Here is a 17,421-nt window from a genome sequence, read left to right as displayed (position 1 = left end):
GGCGTGGTCCTCTTACTGCGTCAGGTCGATCTGGTACACAGCCAGGCCCTTGCCCGAACCGTCATCCGCGGCGACCTGCGTGACGTTGGTGATGCCGGCGGCCGTGGCACTGGCCAGCTTGTTGGGCGCCGACGTGAACTGCACCTGCGCCACCGAGCTGGCCAGCTTCGTGAAGCGCCAGCTGCGCTGCGATCCGGTGGTGGCACGCTTCACGCTGCCGATCTTCTTGATGTAGCTGATCAGCACGTCGCGGTTGGCGTCCGGCGATGCATAGATCGTCTTGCTGCCGTCCAGGCCGGGGAAGTTGCCGCCGCCGCTTGCACGGTAGTTGTTGGTCGCCACGATGAACTGGCCTGCCGGGTCGAGCGCCACGCCCTTGTACATCAGGTTCTTGATGCGGCTGCCGACCGGCTGCGTGACGTCAATCTCATACGTCAGGTCCGGCGTGGTGAACATGTCGAAGTTGTAGCCCGGGAACGTGCTCACCAGCTTCTGCACCGTCGCTTGCGTCGGGTCGATGGTGTTGAAGCGCTTGGCCGCCGTTTCCAGCCAGTTCTTGATGTCGGAGCCTGCCACCTTCACCGCGTAGACCGTGTTCGGATACAGGTACAGGTCGGCCGCGTTGTTGATTGCCAGCGGGCCCGCCGCCACGTCGGTGAAATCGGTCCCGCCACCAAAACCGCTCTTGAACGGTGCGCTCACCGACAGCACCGGCAGCGATGCGTACTGCGGCAGGTTCGCCTGGATGTACGCCGATACGTAATCGGCCTGCGCCTGGTTGACGATTTCGATCGCGCCGGGGTCGCCCACGTCGGCGAAGTACGTGCTCATGTTGAAGTCGGTGCTGCCCACCGGCGTCTTCACGTAGTTGATCGTCGCCTGGTGTTCGGTGGCGATGGCGGCCGAGACCGTCGGATCAGCGGCTACGTAGGTCTTGTCAGCGTTCTGGATCGAGCGCGCTTCCACCGTGGTCTGCGTCTTGTCGACAGCCCAGTTCGTACCGTTGAACGTCAGGCCGAGCTTGATGACGCCCAGATGCTTGCCCCAGTAGTTCGCCATCACGGTCGGCACGCCATTCACGGTGCCGGCCACCTTATCCACCCCCGGCAGGTTGAACTGGCTCACGGTGCTCTTCGCATCCGGGAAGAGCTGGTGCGAGTGGCCGATCAACATGGCATCGATGCCCGGCACGGTGGACAGCCACCAGCTGCCGTTTTCCATCGTCGGCGAATACGTCGAGTTATCCAGCCCGCCGTGCGAAATCGCCACCACCAGGTCGGCACCTTTCGCGCGCATTTCCGGGATGTACTTGGCGGCGGTCTCCTTGATGCCGACGGTATAGACCTTGCCGTCGAGCCAGCGCTTGTCCCAGCTCGTGATGGTGGGCGGCGTAAAGCTGATGATGCCGACCTTGACCGGCGCGCTGATCGTGCTGCCGTCCGGCGCCGTGGCCGTCACCGTCTTGGTGATAATCGTGTACGGCTGGAACAGCGGCGCATTCGTCTTGGCGCTGATTACGTTGGCCAGCACCTGCGGGAAGTTCGGGCCCGCGCATTTCTTCTGCGTGGCCGGATCGGGCAGGCCATCAACGTTGAACGTATTGCCCGTAACTTGCGACAGATACGGCAGGCCGTAGTTGAACTCGTGGTTGCCGATGCCGCCACCGTCGTACTTGGCGGCGTTCATCACCTTGTAGATCGCCAGCGTCTGGTCGCACGTGATGGGGCTGACCATGGCCTGGTAGTCCGACAGCGCGGTGCCCTGGATGGTGTCGCCGTTATCCAGCAGCAGCGTGTTCGGGAACTGCGCGCGCGCTTGGTTGATGAGCGTCGCTACGCGCTCGAAGCCGAGCGAGTTGTCGGCCGCGAGCTTGAAGTAGTCGTACGACAGCACGTTGGTGTGCAGGTCGGTCGTTTCCAGCACGGCCAGCGTGGCCTTGGTGCCTGCAGGGGCGGCGCTGGCGGCAGGCGTGGCGCTGCCGGTGGATGGGCTATCGCCGCTGCCGCCGCAGGCAGCCAACGACATCGACAACACAACAGCAAGCGGCAACGCCGCCGAACACAACGGTCGGACTCGCATGAACTTCTCCCTGAAGTTTATTTTTTGGTCTGCGAACTACGAACTGCTGAATGCGAATTGCTGATGAAGCGAATGACACGCAGACGCGCACGCAGAATCGGGGGAACCGTTTGCGCAACGCGAGAGGACAACAGACTGGGCCGGGGGGCACAGAAGCGGAGAAGTATCAAAAGCGTGCATGACGATGCTGTGACCGTCGCATGACATTTACGCGTGGCCTCGGCAGCGTGGAGAACAGCGCCGGTTGCGGGTCTCAGCCGGATGGCGGAGCGGCGGGGCCAAAAAATCCAAGGCGTTTCGTCAACAACGTTAGAATGAGCCCATTTTTCCGCGTAGCCGTTCTATGTCCCAGAAGAAAGCGCCGCTGTTCGAGATCCGCAGCGGCACCGTCGATGCCCTGCTGCTGTCGCCGCGCACCGCCGACATGGACGCCTTGGCCGCCGAACTCACGCGACGCTTTGCCGACACGCCGGAGTTTTTCTCCAACGACGTGATCGCCATCGATGTGCGCCGCCTGGCTGAAGACGAGCGCCTGCCCATCGACCGTTTGGTGGAGACCCTGACCGCGCTGCGTGCCCATGCGATCGGCGTGGTGGCCAGCCCCGAGCAGGCCGAGTGGGCCCAGGCCTTTGGTCTGCCACTGCTAGACAGCCACGGCCGCCGCCCGCGCGGTGAGAAGGACGGCAAGGACGCACAGGATGCGCCCGAGCACGCCCAAGCCGCAGAAGCACCTGCCCCTACCCCCGCCGTTCCCGCCGTCGACGCCGTAGCCATGCAGCCCGGCACGATGATCGTCGATCGCCCCCTGCGTTCCGGCCAGCGCATCTATGCGCGCGGCGACCTCGTCGTGCTCGACCTGGTGAGCGACGGCGCCGAGGTGATCGCCGAGGGCAACATCTATGTGTATGCCTCGCTGCGCGGCCGCGCGCTGGCGGGCGTGAAGGGCAACCTGGACGCGCGCATCTTCTGCACGTGCCTGGAGCCTCAACTGATTTCCATCGCCGGCATCTACCGCACCGGCGAAACCCCGTGGCCCGACGCCTACGCCAGCAAGCCTGCGCAGGTCCGGCTCGCGGACAACACGCTGGTTTTCGAACCGTTGCGGATGAAGTGACGCACCCCGTGCGCCGAGCGATTTAACTTTTCGATATACGAGCCATGACCAAGATCATCGTAGTCACCTCCGGCAAGGGCGGCGTCGGCAAGACGACCACCAGTGCGGCGTTCTCTGCCGGCCTTGCGCTGCGCGGCCACAAGACCGCCGTCATCGACTTCGACGTCGGCCTGCGCAACCTCGACCTCATCATGGGCTGCGAGCGCCGCGTCGTGTATGACCTGATCAACGTGATCCACGGTGAGGCCAACCTGAACCAGGCCCTCATCAAGGACAAGAAGTGCGAAAACCTCTTCATCCTCCCCGCCTCGCAAACGCGCGACAAAGATGCGCTCACGCGTGAAGGCGTCGAGAAGGTGATCGAAGGCCTGAAGGAAATGGGCTTCGAATACATCGTCTGCGATTCGCCGGCCGGTATCGAATCGGGCGCGCTGATGGCGATGTACTTTGCCGACGAGGCCATCGTGGTGACGAACCCGGAAGTGTCTTCGGTGCGTGACTCCGATCGCATCCTGGGCATCCTGTCGTCCAAGTCGCGCCGCGCGGTGGAAGGCAAGGAGCCGATCAAGGAACACCTGCTGCTCACCCGCTACAACCCGAAGCGCGTGTCCGAAGGCGAGATGCTGTCGCTGAGCGACATCCAGGAAATCCTGCGCATCAAGCTGATCGGCGTGATTCCGGAATCGGAAGCCGTGCTGCAGGCATCCAACCAGGGCCTGCCCGCCATCCACCTGGAGGGCTCGGACGTGGCCAACGCCTACCACGACGTGATCGACCGTTTCCTGGGCAAGGAGAAGGAACTCCGTTACGTCGAATACAACAAGCCCGGTTTTCTGCAGCGCCTGTTCGGCGGCGGCAAGTAAGGAGACGCCTCAATGTCGATTCTGTCTTTCCTGCTGGGCGAGAAGAAGAAGACTGCAAGCGTTGCCAAGGAACGCCTGCAGATCATCCTCGCCCATGAACGCACCGGCGGCGGTGCTCCGGCCGACTACCTGCCCGCATTGCAACGCGAGCTGGTGGCGGTGATCTCCAAATACGTGAAGATCGGCAACGACGACATCAAGGTCAACCTCGAGCGCCAGGACAACCTGGAAGTGCTGGAGGTGAAGATCGAGATTCCGCAGGCCTGACCCTCGGCCTGCGTCGTCACCTCACGCGAATGATGCGGCCCGCCGGTGCGTCCGGCGCGGCTGGCATCGGCCCCACATAGGCGGCTCTCGGGCGGATCAACTGCCCTGCCGCGCGCTGCTCAAGCGCGTGTGCAATCCACCCTGCCGTACGCCCCGCTGCAAACAGGCCAAAGCCGGCACCTTCCGGCAGCGCCAGCACACGCCGGGTGGCCACCAGTGCGAAATCCACCGATGGCCCATCGCCCGTTAGCCCGGCCACGGCGTCCATCACGGTTTGCAGCCGCTTGCGCACCGCGCCCGTCTTCGGCAACTGCGCCAGGATCGCATCCGCGCGCGGGTCGGCCTTGCGATACAGCGGGTGGCCAAAGCCCGGCAGCGTATCGCCGCGATCCAGCCGTCGGCGCAATGCCGTTGTCACGGAGCGCTCCCCTTCCAGCTCGTCCAGTAACGCCTCCACGCGCGCCGTGGTGCCGCCATGCCGGCCACCGGAGAGCGCGGCCAGCCCGGCGCTGACCACGGCGCCCAGGCTGGCGCCGGTCGATGCCACCACGCGCGCCGCAAAGCTCGAGGCATTGAGTTCGTGATCGGCACACAGCACCAAGGCGACGCGGATGGCCTCGGCGGCGTGCGCGTCAACATTCCATGCCTGCTGGCATTGCAGGTGTACGGGCGTGGCATCCGGCTTGCGGCCCAGCATGGCGGCAAACACGACGCGCAGCAGCGCACCGGCATCGCGCGCCGTGCGTGCAGCGTCCTGCCGCCACGCGGCTTCGTCCAGCGCCGGCAGGGCAAGCGCGCACAGCGCCATGCAGCGTTGGCGGATGTCCGCGTCTGCCAGCGACGTGAGCGCCGCGTACCAACTTTTCGGCAACAACGGGGCAGACGTGTTGAAGGCGGCCGCCTCTTCGCACTGCCACAGCCGCGCCGCCACGGTTTCCAGCGTGGCGTGTTTGGCCAGTTCCAGAGCCGGCATGCCGCGGTAGAACAACTGCCCGTGATCGATGAGCGTGATGGCCGACTCCATCACGGGCAGGCCCCAGTCCAGCGCATGGCGCACCACCTGGCGCGGGCGCCGTCCGCCGGAACGCTGATCTGCGAGCCGTGCCACATCGGCTTCGCGGTAGCGGCTGCCGCGTCCGTCGGGCGACGGGTAGGCCGCGAGCAGCCCGCGGCTTACATAGGCGTACAGCGTTGGACGCGAGACGCGCAGGCGCTCGGCGGCTTCGGCGGCATTGAGGTAAGTGGTCATCAGGCCGGATGCGGTGGGCGGCAATCGAGGTTGATCAGTCTAGTCAATGTTGACGCTATCGGCCGCACAGGACTGTAATGGGCGCACCTCGCTCGCGGAGCCCCGCCATGCCGTCACCCGTTGCTGATGTGGTTGATCCTTCCATGCAGACTGTCAGCGCCACAAGCGCACTCGGCCAGTTATGGACCGTGCTCGGTCAGCCGGCCGATGTGCTGTCGCGCGCCACGCTCACGGGCGCCGAGCCGGCGCTGCCGTCGTCGTTTGCCGTGGGCACACTGGCGCAGAGCACCATTGCCGCCGCTGCACTGGCGGCCGCACAGGTCGACACGTTGCGCAGCGGGCGGCAGCAAATCGTATCGGTCGACATGCACCACGCCGCGCTGGAATTTCGCTCCGAGCGCTACTTCCGTGTCGACGGGCAGTTACCGCCCGAACCGTGGGACAAGATCGCTGGGCTCTATCGCTGCGGCGATGGCCGCTGGGTGCGCCTGCACACCAACTTTGCGCATCACCGTGACGGTGTGCTGAAGCTGCTCGGCCGCGCGTATGACCGGGCCGCTGTAGCCGCCGCGTTGAACCAATGGCAGGCCGAAGCGTTTGAAGAGGCGGCCGCGCAGGCGGGGATGGTCGTCACCGCTGCGCGCACGTTTGAAGAGTGGGACGCGCACCCGCAAGGCATTGCCGTCGCAAGCCAGCCGCTGATGACGATCGAACGCATTGGCGATGCGCCATCGCGGCAGCTTCCTGCGCATGCCGACGGGCGTCCGCTCTCGGGCGTGCGCGTGCTGGATCTCACGCGCGTGATTGCGGGGCCCGTCTGCGGCCGGACGCTCGCAGCGCATGGGGCGGATGTGCTGCTCGTTACGGCGCCGCATCTGCCGGCCATCCCACCGCTGGTGATCGACACCGGCCGTGGCAAGCGCTCTGCGCAGCTCGACTTGCGCGATGCGGCCGGTGCCGACCAACTCCGCACGCTGCTGCGCGACGCCGATATCTTCGTGCAGGGCTATCGGCCCGGTGGCCTGGCTGCGTTGGAGTTTGGTCCGGAGCAGGTTGCCGCGCTGCGCCCCGGCATCGTCTACGTTAGCCTGTGCGCATACGGCTATGACGGCCCCTGGGCCAATCGCCGAGGCTTCGATTCGCTCGTGCAGACCGCCAGCGGTTTCAACTGGGCCGAAGCGCAAGCGGCCAGCGATGCCAAGCCGCGCCCGCTGCCCGCGCAGGCGCTGGATCACGGCGCCGGCTACCTGATGGCCGCCGGCGCAATGACCGCGCTCGCACGCCGCATGACAGAAGGCGGCAGCTGGCACGTGCGTGTGTCGCTCGCCCAGACGGCGCACTGGCTGCGCAGCTTCGGCCGCATGGCCAACGGGTTCGATGCGGCCGACCCGCGCTATGAAGATATCGGCGCGTATCTGGAAACGTCGCCGTCTGGTTTTGGCGCGCTCACGGCGCTGCGCCACGCGGGGCAGCTCTCCGACACGCCGCCGCACTGGACGCTGCCGAGCGTGCCCCTGGGGACGCATCCCGCGCGGTGGTAGGATTCGCGCCTACCGTTTTCTCTGCCCGCGCCTGATACTCCGGGCGCACATGGCCCGCCGATGCTCAGTTACCGTCACGCCTTCCACGCCGGCAATCACGCCGATGTCCTCAAGCACGCCGTGCTTGTGCAGATGCTCGATTACCTCACGCAGAAGGACAAGCCGTTCTGGTACATCGACACGCACGCCGGTGCCGGCCTCTACGCGCTGGACCACGAATGGGCGCAGAAGAAGGCCGAATTCGATACCGGCATTGGGCCGCTGTGGCGCGCCGCAGAAGCCGGCGAAACGCTGCCGCCCCTGCTCGACGCGTACCTCGACCAGGTGCGCGAGCTGAATCCCAACGGCGAACTCAGGCACTACCCCGGCTCGCCGTGGCTGGCGTGGCAGATGCTGCGCGACGCCGATCGCCTGCGCCTGTTCGAGCTGCACAGCTCAGAAATCAAAGTGCTGTCCAACAACTTCCGTGGTGCAGGCCGCAAGGTCATGCTGTACGACGGCGACGGCTTTGCCGGCATCAAGGCGATCCTGCCGCCGCCGCCGCGCCGCGCGCTGGTGCTGATCGATCCTTCGTTTGAAGACAAGCAGGATTACGCCCGCACCGTGCACGCGCTGCAGGACAGCCTGCAGCGTTTTGCCACCGGCATGTATGCGGTCTGGTATCCGCTTGTGCAGCGGCGCGAAGCCGCGCAGTTTCCCTCGCGCCTGAAGCAGTTGCGCCCCAAGGATTGGCTGCACGTCACCCTCACCGTCAGGCACCCGGTCGAGGGTGGCCTGGGCTTGCACGGCAGCGGCATGTTCATCGTCAACCCGCCGTGGACGCTGAAGGCGCAATTGCAGGAAGCCATGCCCACGCTGGTGCGCCTGCTCGGCCAGGACGACGGCGCCAAGTTCATGCTGGAAGGCGAGTCGAGCTGACGCGGCCGCCTCGGCCGGGCCGTACGCCTAGAGATTCTCGGGCGCGGTCTGCGCTGGATGCGATGCCAGCGGATAGTTCTCCAGATCCGCCGCAACCTGGGCGATGCGAGCAGCCGCCTGCGTGACTTCCCGTACGCCGCTTGCGCCCAAGGTCCGCGCCGTTTGCGTGGCATGGATTTCCTGACGCAACGGTGCCATCCGGGGTTCACCGGTGCGTATCCGTTCCTTCGCCTGCCGCACGAGGCGTCGGTTCTTCGGTGCCAACTTGGCAGCGTCCGGTGCTGCAGACATCTTCTGGCTGACGCGTGCTGCGAATTCGCTGGAGATGACCGGCGTGACGGCAAAGACTGCACCGTCCCGAAGCCGGAAATCAGGGCCCAGATGCTCCATCGCCACATGCAGATTCGTTTGCATCTGCTGGTGGTGATCGCGCTGCAGTTCGCTCATGTCCGCATGGGCCTTGGCACCCGTACTCTGGTCGTATTCGCGCTCGATCCCGACGTCGCGCTCGCCGCCAGCAAACTCACCATCCACCGCGAAAATGGCGGGGCCTTTGCCCCACGGGTCCATGACGAGGTCGTGGTCGGGGTCGCGCCCCCTGGCGGCGTGCCACTGCGCCCAGCGGTGGTCGATTGTCGTGCTGCCCACGGCATACGCGTATTCGCCGCTGCCCAGCTTGGCGGCATGCAGAAACGCCGCCACGTTGGCATGTTCGCCGCAGTTGCCGGCCTGCGCCGCCATGGCGCTCGCCGCGATGCTGACCCCTGGACCGTAGTTGGATGGAAGCTGTGTCCTCACGACACGGCCGGCCACCGCCCGGATCGTGCTCTGGCCGTTGCTGTCATGGATATCGTCGACGACATTGCCGCGGCCATGCGACAGGGCTTGGCGGGTCTCCATGACGGTTTCGTTCGCGCGCACGAGCCGGTCCAGTTGTCGGCCTTCAACCGGGCGGCCGTCGGTCTGCCGGGCGTGTACATAACCGCCCAGTTGGCATTCGCCATCGGACAGCGCCCTGCGCGTATCGGGCTCCAAGGCCTTGATCTCGACCTGCCGCTCACGCATGCGTTGGGCAGCAAAGCTGGCCAAGCCCTGCAACGTCACTGGCGCACGGCGTGGCGCGTGGGCGGCCGGATCGGCCGGGCGGCTGGTTGATGTGGAGGCGTGTTCTTCGGCCGGCGGCGTCGGACGGAGGCAGCTTAGGATCGATCGCAATGGGGACGGCATGGGCAGCTCCAGCTCCTGTGGTCCGCCGGATACGCGGCGGCGCAGGCAGATTACGGGCGTGCTGCCGGGCAATAGCGGCGGGAGCCGAAAACCTGGCGCGATGGGCGAAGCTGCCATGTCACTCCCCTGCCACATGCCCGTGCTACCTAGTCGGGCTTAGACTTGCACTGCGTTGTCCGTGCGCAGCGCCCCCCTCGGCAACATCGGCAATATCCGCAAGATCGGCAGGAGCAACACACCATGAGCGAACGCGACGCAGCCCGCCAGGCGCGCCTGCAGGAAGACCTCCTCGACACGCTTGACGAAGAGCTGGAGATGGAAATCGACGACCACCTGCTCGGTGGCGGCGAAGGCATCAGCGAAGAAGCGCGCGAAACGCGGCGCATGTACTTTCGCGAGCTGTTCCGCCTGCAGGGCGAGCTGGTCAAGCTGCAGGACTGGGTGATCGAGACTGGCCACCGGCTGGTGGTGATCTTCGAAGGGCGCGATGCCGCTGGCAAGGGCGGCGCCATCAAGCGCATCACGCAACGGCTGAACCCGCGCGTGTGCCGCGTGGCTGCACTGCCCGCTCCCACCAACCGCGAACGTACGCAGTGGTACTTCCAGCGCTATGTGGCGCACCTGCCCGCCGCCGGCGAGATCGTCCTGTTCGATCGCAGCTGGTACAACCGCGCCGGCGTCGAGCGTGTGATGGGTTTCTGCACCGACGAGGAATACGACGAGTTCTTCCGCTCGGTGCCCGAGTTCGAAAAGATGCTCGTGCGCTCGGGCATCCAGATCGTCAAGTACTGGTTCTCGGTGACGGACGAAGAGCAGGAAGTGCGGTTCCAGAGCCGCATCGATGATCCGCTCAAGCAGTGGAAGCTGAGCCCGATGGATCTGGAGAGCCGCCGCCGCTGGGAAGCCTATACGCAGGCCAAGGAGGCGATGCTCGAGCGCTCGCACATCCCCGAATCGCCGTGGTGGGTGGTGCTGGCCGACGACAAGAAGCGCGCGCGCCTGAACTGCATCCACCATCTGCTGGGCCAAGTGCCTTATCACCCGGTGCCGCATCCGCCGGTATTGCTGCCCGAGCGCGTGCACCACGCCGAGTACATCCGCCACCCGGTGCCGGAAGAGATGATCGTGCCGAACGTGTACTGATCCGGCGGGGCGAAAACTACACCGTCGGGCGGATCTCGAAACCGGGGACCGGCGCTTCATGCTCGCCCGTGACCACCTCCAGCTGCGTGACCAGCGCACTGTCCGGTCCCTCCCACATCCATTCCCGCATGCTCAGCACATGGGCCTCGGGTCCGGCGAGGAATGCCTCGACGGCGCCGTCGCGGCGGTTGCGTACCCAGCCGCGCAACCCCAGCAGGCGCGCGCGGTCCGCACAGGCTGCGCGGTAGCCGACACCCTGCACGCGGCCCTGTACGGTAACGATCACTTGCGCAATAACGGACATGGCGGGCCTCCGGTGCAACACGGCAGGAGATGTGTTGGGTAAAACATGACAAACCGACGCTGTCGCATCTCTGTCACATTTCTGGAATGTGACGTCGTCAGACTGACAACCGCGCGGCGGGCTCTGACGTTACGCAAGGTAAACTAGGCGGCTTGCCGCCGGGTGCCAAGCAGCGCTTGCGCAAAAGCACTGCGCCCAGCCCCGTAGTACGCCATGCCATGTATTGCGCCTGGGCCTTTGGCCTTGAGGCGCCCGAATTTCGTCCGCGGTTTCCGTCCCGGTTATCCAAGATGCAGCAGAACGACAACGAAACCACCATCCGGGGCCGTTTGGGTACCACCTTCGGTACCAACTTTGGCGTCAACTTCGGCCACTTGCTGACGGCGCCGCCCAACCGGTTTGACCTGGCGCTGCTGCCAATCATCCTGGCCGCCATCGTGCTCGTGGCCTATGCCGCCAAGCAGATGAACGTGCCCTACACGCCCGGCGAGCACCTGGACGTGAGTCTGGACATCATTGAGCTGCCCTATTACCTGCTGCGCACCAGCATCCGGATGCTGCTGGCGCTGGGCGCGTCGCTGGCGTTCTCGTTTGCATTTGCCGCCATCGCTTCCAAAAACCGCACGGCTGAGAAGGTGATGGTGCCGGCGCTGGACATCCTGCAATCGATTCCGGTGCTGGGTTTTCTGTCGATCACGGTCACGGGGTTCATCGCGCTGTTTCCGGGCAACCTCGTCGGCGTGGAATGCGCGGCCATCTTCGCCATCTTCACGTCGCAGGCGTGGAACATGGCGTTCTCGTTGTACCAATCGTTTCGCACCATCCCGACCGACCTGGAAGAAGCCGCCACGGTGTTCCGCCTGTCCAAGTGGCAGCGCTTCTGGCGCCTGGAAGTGCCGTTCGCCATGCCGGGCCTGCTGTGGAACATGATGATGTCGATGTCGGGCGGCTGGTTCTTCGTGGTGGCGTCGGAAGCCATCTCGGTGTCGGGCCACGACATCAAGCTGCCGGGCATCGGCTCGTACATCTCGCTGGCGATCCAGCAGCAGAACCTGCCGGCCATCGGCTGGGCCATCCTGGCCATGCTGATCGGCATCATCCTGTACGACCAGCTGCTGTTCCGCCCGCTGATTGCCTGGGCAGACCGCTTCCGCTTCGACACGATGTCGTCAGAGCGCGAGCCGCAATCGTGGCTGCTTGACCTGCTGCGCCGCTCTGAATGGGTCAAGGCCCTGCTTGAGCGTACCGCCGCGATGGCCGAGCGCACGCTGTCCTGGGGTGCCGAACGCACGCGGCCCACGGCCGCTGGCGGCAATGGCTTTCTGCCGCGCTTCCCGTGGTCGCACCGGATTGCCGATGTCGTCATCATCCTGGCCGCACTGGTGGCGGTGGCGCACGTGCTGCAGTTCGTGCGCTCCGAGGTGGGCTGGGCCGAGGTCGGCCACGTCTTCTGGCTCGGCTTCCTGACCATGGTGCGCGTGATCCTGCTGATCGCGCTGGCCGCGCTGGTGTGGGTGCCGATCGGCATCCGCATCGGCCTGAACCCGAACGTGGCGCGCATCGCGCAGCCGGTGGCGCAGTTCCTGGCGGCGTTCCCGGCCAACCTGATGTTCCCGCTGGCGGTGATGCTCATCGCGCGCTTCGCGCTCAATCCGGAAATCTGGCTGAGCCCGCTGATGATTTTCGGCACGCAGTGGTACATCCTCTTCAACGTGATTGCCGGCGCGTCGGCCATCCCGACCGAACTGAAGCTGGCCGCACGCAACTTCGGCCTGCGCGGCTGGCTGCTGTGGAAGCGCTTCCTCATCCCCGCCGTGTTCCCCAACCTGCTCACGGGTCTGGTGACAGCCGCTGGCGGGTCATGGAACGCCAGCATCGTGTCCGAATACGTGTCCTGGGGTGACCGCACGCTGGTGGCCACGGGCCTGGGCAGCTACATCGCCGAGATGACATCGAAGGGCGACTTCCCGCGCATTGCACTCGGGATTGCCGTGATGAGCCTGTTCGTGGTCGGCTTCAACCGGCTGCTGTGGAACCGCCTGTACGACATCGCGCAAGAGCGCACCCGCCTGTAAGAGCATGCTCATGATCCTGCTGCGCACCCCGATCTTGACCCTGCGATGCTCGCCGTACGCATGTATGGCTGCGCGTCTCGGGCCAACCTCGGGGCGCGCGCTACGGATCCTGGGCACGTTCCAAGACGACCTATTTAGCTGAGAACACACATGGTTACCACCAGCACCCATAGCCAGAGCGCTGAAAGCGTCATGGAGCTGCGCGGCGTCTCGAAGATCTTCCGCACCGCAGACCACACAGACCGTGCCGTGCTCGAAGGCGTGGACCTCAACCTGCGCCAGGGCGAGATCGTCGCCATGCTGGGCAAGTCGGGCTCGGGCAAATCGACGTTGCTGCGCATCATGGCAGGCCTGGTGCGCGCCGATCGCGGGCAGGTGCTGTTTCGAGGGCGTGAATACTCCGGCCCCGTGCAGGGCATTGCGATGGTGTTCCAGTCGTTTGCGCTGTTTCCGTGGCTGACGGTGCAGCAGAACGTCGAGCTGGGCCTGGAAGCGCAAGGCGTGGCCAAGGCCGAGCGGGAAGAACGCGCCGAACAGGCCATCGACCTGATCGGCTTGTCGGGCTTCAACAGCGCCCTGCCGCGCGAACTCTCGGGCGGCATGCGCCAGCGTGTGGGCATTGCGCGCGCGCTGGTGACCGAGCCTGACCTGCTGCTGATGGACGAAGCGTTCTCCGCGCTCGACGTGCTGACCGGCGAGAACCTGCGCGACGAAATGCTCGACCTGTGGGAAGACCGCCGCACCAACATCAAGAGCATCCTCATCGTCTCGCACAACATTGAAGAGGCGGTGATGATGGCGGACCGCATCGTCATCCTCTCGAGCGATCCGGGGCGTATCCGCGCCGAGGTGCGCGTGCCGTTCCCGCGCCCGCGCAACCGGGATTCCGCCGCCGTGCGCAACCTCATCGACGAGGTGTACGGCCTCATGACCTCGCCGGAGCGTGTGGGCGTGCATGTGGGCGTGGAGCCCGCGGCCGAGCAGCTTGCCTACCGCCTGCCCGATGCCGAGATCGGCCAGATGGAGGCCATTCTCGACCTGCTGGTCGAGGCGCCGTTCAACGGCCGTGCCGACCTCCCGCACCTGGCAGAAGAAGCCGGTGTGACCGACGACGATCTGCTGCCCGCGTGCGAAGCGCTTGCCCTGCTGCAACTGGCCACCATCGAGCGCGGCGACATCATCGTCACGCCGTTCGGCAAGACCTACATGGAAACCGAACCGCCCGAGCGCAAGGTGCTGTTCGGCCAGAAGCTGCTGGAGCGCGTGGCCCTGGCCGCGCACATCCGCGCCGAGCTGGACGCCAATGAGGACGGCGAGATCCGCGAAGAGCACGTGCTGCGCGAGCTGGAGGCGTACCTCAAGCCCGAAGAAGCCGAGCGCGTGCTCAAGATCGGCATCGAATGGGGCCGCTACGGCGAGGTGTATGAATACGTGTACAACACCGGCATGCTGACCCTGCCCCGTGAAGAGCGCGAGGAACGCGAAGAGCGTGAGGCGCAGGAAGGTGGGGATAATGCGGCGTAAATGCGCGTTGCCGCCGACCTAAGAAGAGCCGCTTGATGCGGCTCTTTCTCTGTCCGAAGCGTCTCCACTGGCGCCAACCTGGAGCAAGCCCAGCGAGCTGAGGCCGACGTCGAGCCGTTCCTGATCAAGGCGATGGGTCTGTCGGGTCCGTAGTGCGTGCGGCGGCGGGTGTGTCGGCGCAGTACATTGCTGCGCACAGGGCATCCGCCTATGCTGCTGTTGTAACCGCCGCCATGCCTCGTGCAGGTACCCCATGAACATTGCGCCTGATCGTCCCGCGTATTCGCTGCGGCAGCTCATCTTGTATTTCCTGCGGCTTGGCGCACTCGGCTTTGGTGGCCCGGTTGCACTGGCCGGCTACATGCGCCGCGACCTGGTGGAAACGCGCCAGTGGATCACCGAGGCGGACTACAAGGAAGGCCTCGCGCTCGCCCAGCTCGCGCCGGGGCCGCTGGCCGCGCAACTGGCCATCTACCTCGGCTACGTGCACTTCCGCATCGTCGGCGCCACGCTGGTCGGCATTGCGTTCGTGCTGCCTTCATTCCTGATGGTGGTGGCGCTGGGCTGGGCCTATGTGCACTTCGGCGGGCTCACGTGGATGCAATCGGTGTTCTACGGCGTGGGCGCCGCGGTGATCGGCATCATCGCGATGAGCGCACACAAACTCACCACCAAGAGCATTGGCAAAGACAAGCTGCTGTGGGCCGTCTACCTGTTGCTGGCGGCAGTGACCGTGTTGACTGAATCCGAAGTGGCGTGGCTGTTTCTGGCGGCTGGCGTTCTGGTGTGGTTCTGGCGTGCGCCGCCCAAGTGGCTGCGCCAGGGCCGCATGAACGCGGTTGCCGTCGCACCCGTCGCGGCCGCCAGTGGTTTGTTGAGCGCAGTCGATTCACCTCTGCTTGCGCAGCTTGGCGCGTTCTTCGCCAAGGCCGGTGCGTTCGTATTCGGCTCGGGGCTCGCCATCGTGCCGTTCCTTTACGGCGGCGTGGTCACGGAGCACCACTGGCTCAACGATAAGCAATTCGTCGACGCGGTGGCCGTGGCGATGATCACGCCCGGCCCGGTGGTCATCACCGTTGGCTTTATCGGCTATCTGGTGGCGGGGCTGCCCGGCGCGTGCGTGGCCGCGCTGGGCACGTTTCTGCCGTGCTACCTGTTCACCATCCTGCCGGCGCCGTACTTCAAGAAATACGGCAAGCTGCCCGCCATCCTGGCCTTTGTCGATGGCGTAACGGCAGCGGCCGTGGGCGCCATTGCCGGCGCGGTGATCGTGCTGGCCAAGCGCTCCATCGTCGATGCGCCGACGGCACTCTTGGCCGTGGCCACCGTGTTGCTGCTGGTGAAGTTCAAGAAGCTTCCCGAACCGGTGATTGTGGCGGGGGCAGCCTTGCTGGGCGTGGCGCTGTATCCGCTGCTGCATCGCTGATACACGATCGGCGCCCCCTGTCGCGCGCCGCAATATCTTCGGCGGGCCGCAAGCGTTTGCAACCCAAATGGGTGAGACCACACCCGCCCAAGCGGCGTTACGATTGGTTTCAATTCGACCAAAGTGCGTGCCATGGCCGGGACTATGCTTCGGGCACCCCCAAACCGAGGAGACAACCATGAAAACAACTTATCGGAACATCCTCCTTGCATTGCCCCTGCCATTCCTCATCGCTGCATGCGGCGGCGGGGATGGCGGTACGGATGCCGGCACGGGCACCCTCCATGTCTCGATGACGGACGCACCGTCCTGCGGTTTTGATCACGTCTACGTCACCGTCAACAAGGTGCGCGTGAACGCCAGCGCGTCTGCGGCCGACGCCGACGCTGGCTGGACTGACATCGCGCTGGCCACGCCTCAGAAGGTCGATCTGCTATCGCTCACCAACGGCGTGCTGACTGACCTCGGTACGGCCCCGCTGCCCGCCGGGCAATATCAGCAGTTGCGCCTGGTGCTGTCTCCCAATCAGGGCAACACGCTGGCCAATTCCGTGGTGGTGACGGGCTCGTCGACCGAGCAGGCGTTGGCCACTCCAAGCGGCACGCAGAGCGGATACAAGATCATCCATCCCTTCACGGTGCAGCCCAACACGCTGGTCGATCTGGTGCTGGATTTCAATGCCTGCAAATCGATCGTGCAGCAGGGCAATGGCGGCTACAGCCTCAAGCCGGTCGTCACAGCAACGCCCACGGTGGTGAGCGGCTCGATCACGGGCTACGTGCCCACCGCACAGGCCGGCGCCACGGTGTATGCCGAACAGAACGGCCAGGTCATCCGCGGCACGGTGGCAGACGCCACGGGCAAGTTCGTGCTGTCGCCGCTGGTGCAGAGCAGCACCAATGGTGCGTATGACGTGGTGATCGTCGACAACACGCTGCCGACCGGCCACGCCACGGGCATCATCCGCACCGTGCCCGTGACGGCCAGCACCACGACCACGGTCTCCACCACGGGCGCGCCGATTACGCTGCCGGCCTCGACCACCAATACCGCATCGGGCACGGCCACCGCATCGGCGCAGGCCACATTGCGCGCGCTGCAAACGGTGAACTCGGTGTCGTACGAGATCACCTCGACCAATGCCAACCTCGATACCGGCGCGTACTCGCTGGCATTGCCCGCAGCCGCGCCGTTGGTCGGCACGTACAGCGCGACGCTGCCGATCGCGCTGTCGGCGGTGTCGGCATCTGCCGGCCAGTATTCGGTGCAGGCCACCAGTGCAACGGGCGCCACGCTGAGCAATCCGGTCAATGTTTCGGCCGGCAGCCAGACCGGGGTCAACTTCAGTTTCTAACCAGGGAAAAAAGGGGCGGAGCCCGCCCCTCACAACACAATGAAGAACATCATCCTCATCCTGTCTTTGGGTGCGTCGCTGCTGGGCGGTTGCGTCTACGTGCCGGTCGATGGTCCGGTCGCACGCCCGCAAGGTGGCCCGGGCAATGGCTTCTGCCCGCCTGGACAGGCGAAGAAGGGCAATTGCTGAGCCTTTGACCTCAGCGCTCGCTGTCAAGTCCTGATAAAGGTTGACACTCAGTTCAGCTACTAGACGCCCGATGCACTGCATCGGGCGTTTTGTATTTCAGGGCCTGGTGAGGCCGCTCATAGTTGTAGATGTGCACCGACTGGGCCAC

At 65.3% G+C, this 17,421-nt stretch carries 15 protein-coding genes and 1 pseudogene; 11 read left to right on the top strand and 5 right to left on the bottom strand.

All coding sequences use genetic code 11. The features are described from left to right. Positions 1-12 precede the first annotated feature (12 nt). Positions 13-2,079: a bifunctional 2',3'-cyclic-nucleotide 2'-phosphodiesterase/3'-nucleotidase gene (locus tag ACU8YE_RS20050; RefSeq protein ID WP_446929427.1), complete on the bottom strand. Its 2,067-nt coding sequence runs from the start codon at positions 2,077-2,079 to the stop codon at positions 13-15. Positions 2,080-2,422: 343 nt separating this feature from the next. On the opposite strand from ACU8YE_RS20050, the gene minC reads away from it, so the two are divergent. The 3 genes from minC to minE are packed head-to-tail and all read left to right on the top strand — an operon-like array spanning position 2,423 to position 4,323. Further along, positions 2,423-3,193 carry a septum site-determining protein MinC gene (minC, locus tag ACU8YE_RS20045; protein WP_232041432.1) on the top strand — a complete coding sequence of 257 codons (771 nt, stop codon included), beginning with the start codon at positions 2,423-2,425 and terminating at the stop codon, positions 3,191-3,193. 44 nt (positions 3,194-3,237) lie between these two features. Beyond that, positions 3,238-4,056 carry a septum site-determining protein MinD gene (minD, locus tag ACU8YE_RS20040; RefSeq protein ID WP_232041433.1) on the top strand — a complete coding sequence of 273 codons (819 nt, stop codon included), beginning with the start codon at positions 3,238-3,240 and terminating at the stop codon, positions 4,054-4,056. Between the two features lie 12 nt (positions 4,057-4,068). Further along, positions 4,069-4,323 carry a cell division topological specificity factor MinE gene (minE, locus tag ACU8YE_RS20035; protein WP_147214336.1) on the top strand — a complete coding sequence of 85 codons (255 nt, stop codon included), beginning with the start codon at positions 4,069-4,071 and terminating at the stop codon, positions 4,321-4,323. 16 nt (positions 4,324-4,339) lie between these two features. Here minE and ACU8YE_RS20030 read toward each other — a convergent pair whose 3' ends face one another. Beyond that, a complete protein-coding gene (locus tag ACU8YE_RS20030; protein WP_446929426.1) occupies positions 4,340-5,572 on the bottom strand; it encodes a citrate synthase family protein in 1,233 nt (410 codons plus the stop codon). A gap of 107 nt (positions 5,573-5,679) precedes the next feature. On the opposite strand from ACU8YE_RS20030, the gene ACU8YE_RS20025 reads away from it, so the two are divergent. Together ACU8YE_RS20025 and ACU8YE_RS20020 are read left to right on the top strand one after the other, a co-directional pair. Continuing rightward, a complete protein-coding gene (locus ACU8YE_RS20025; RefSeq protein ID WP_446929425.1) occupies positions 5,680-7,113 on the top strand; it encodes a CoA transferase in 1,434 nt (477 codons plus the stop codon). Between the two features lie 60 nt (positions 7,114-7,173). Next, entirely contained in the window at positions 7,174-8,031 is an 858-nt protein-coding gene (locus ACU8YE_RS20020) for a 23S rRNA (adenine(2030)-N(6))-methyltransferase RlmJ (protein ID WP_232041436.1), read from the top strand. Positions 8,032-8,058: 27 nt separating this feature from the next. Here ACU8YE_RS20020 and ACU8YE_RS20015 read toward each other — a convergent pair whose 3' ends face one another. After that, a complete protein-coding gene (locus tag ACU8YE_RS20015) occupies positions 8,059-9,258 on the bottom strand; it encodes an AVRPPHE avirulence protein (protein ID WP_446929424.1) in 1,200 nt (399 codons plus the stop codon). Between the two features lie 240 nt (positions 9,259-9,498). Here ACU8YE_RS20015 and ppk2 point away from each other — a divergent pair, with 240 nt between their 5' ends. Beyond that, positions 9,499-10,401 (top strand): polyphosphate kinase 2, encoded by a 903-nt coding sequence (ppk2, locus tag ACU8YE_RS20010; RefSeq protein ID WP_260803614.1) that lies wholly within the window; start codon positions 9,499-9,501, stop codon positions 10,399-10,401. A gap of 16 nt (positions 10,402-10,417) precedes the next feature. Here ppk2 and ACU8YE_RS20005 read toward each other — a convergent pair whose 3' ends face one another. Then, positions 10,418-10,705: an acylphosphatase gene (locus ACU8YE_RS20005; protein ID WP_232041439.1), complete on the bottom strand. Its 288-nt coding sequence runs from the start codon at positions 10,703-10,705 to the stop codon at positions 10,418-10,420. A gap of 290 nt (positions 10,706-10,995) precedes the next feature. Here ACU8YE_RS20005 and ACU8YE_RS20000 point away from each other — a divergent pair, with 290 nt between their 5' ends. The 5 genes from ACU8YE_RS20000 (at position 10,996) to ACU8YE_RS19980 (ending at position 17,273) form a co-directional block, all read left to right on the top strand. Continuing rightward, positions 10,996-12,780, top strand: coding sequence for an ABC transporter permease (locus tag ACU8YE_RS20000; protein WP_232041440.1), 1,785 nt, complete (start codon positions 10,996-10,998; stop codon positions 12,778-12,780). 150 nt (positions 12,781-12,930) lie between these two features. Next, on the top strand, positions 12,931-14,304 hold the full coding sequence (locus tag ACU8YE_RS19995) for an ABC transporter ATP-binding protein (RefSeq protein WP_446929423.1): 1,374 nt from the start codon (positions 12,931-12,933) through the stop codon (positions 14,302-14,304). A 253-nt stretch (positions 14,305-14,557) separates the two neighbouring features. Further along, positions 14,558-15,730, top strand: a complete 1,173-nt coding sequence (locus ACU8YE_RS19990) for a chromate transporter (RefSeq protein WP_440076429.1) — start codon at positions 14,558-14,560, stop codon at positions 15,728-15,730. 178 nt (positions 15,731-15,908) lie between these two features. Next, on the top strand, positions 15,909-17,084 hold the full coding sequence (locus ACU8YE_RS19985; protein WP_446929422.1) for a DUF4382 domain-containing protein: 1,176 nt from the start codon (positions 15,909-15,911) through the stop codon (positions 17,082-17,084). 39 nt (positions 17,085-17,123) lie between these two features. Continuing rightward, positions 17,124-17,273 carry a hypothetical protein gene (locus ACU8YE_RS19980; protein ID WP_186829252.1) on the top strand — a complete coding sequence of 50 codons (150 nt, stop codon included), beginning with the start codon at positions 17,124-17,126 and terminating at the stop codon, positions 17,271-17,273. A gap of 64 nt (positions 17,274-17,337) precedes the next feature. Here the strand turns inward: ACU8YE_RS19980 and ACU8YE_RS19975 are convergent. Continuing rightward, positions 17,338-17,421 (bottom strand): annotated as a pseudogene (locus ACU8YE_RS19975) (integrase core domain-containing protein); the annotation flags it as partial.

The sequence above is a fragment of the Ralstonia sp. VS2407 genome (assembly GCF_052950655.1).
This window is presented reverse-complemented; position numbering and strand designations above follow the sequence as displayed.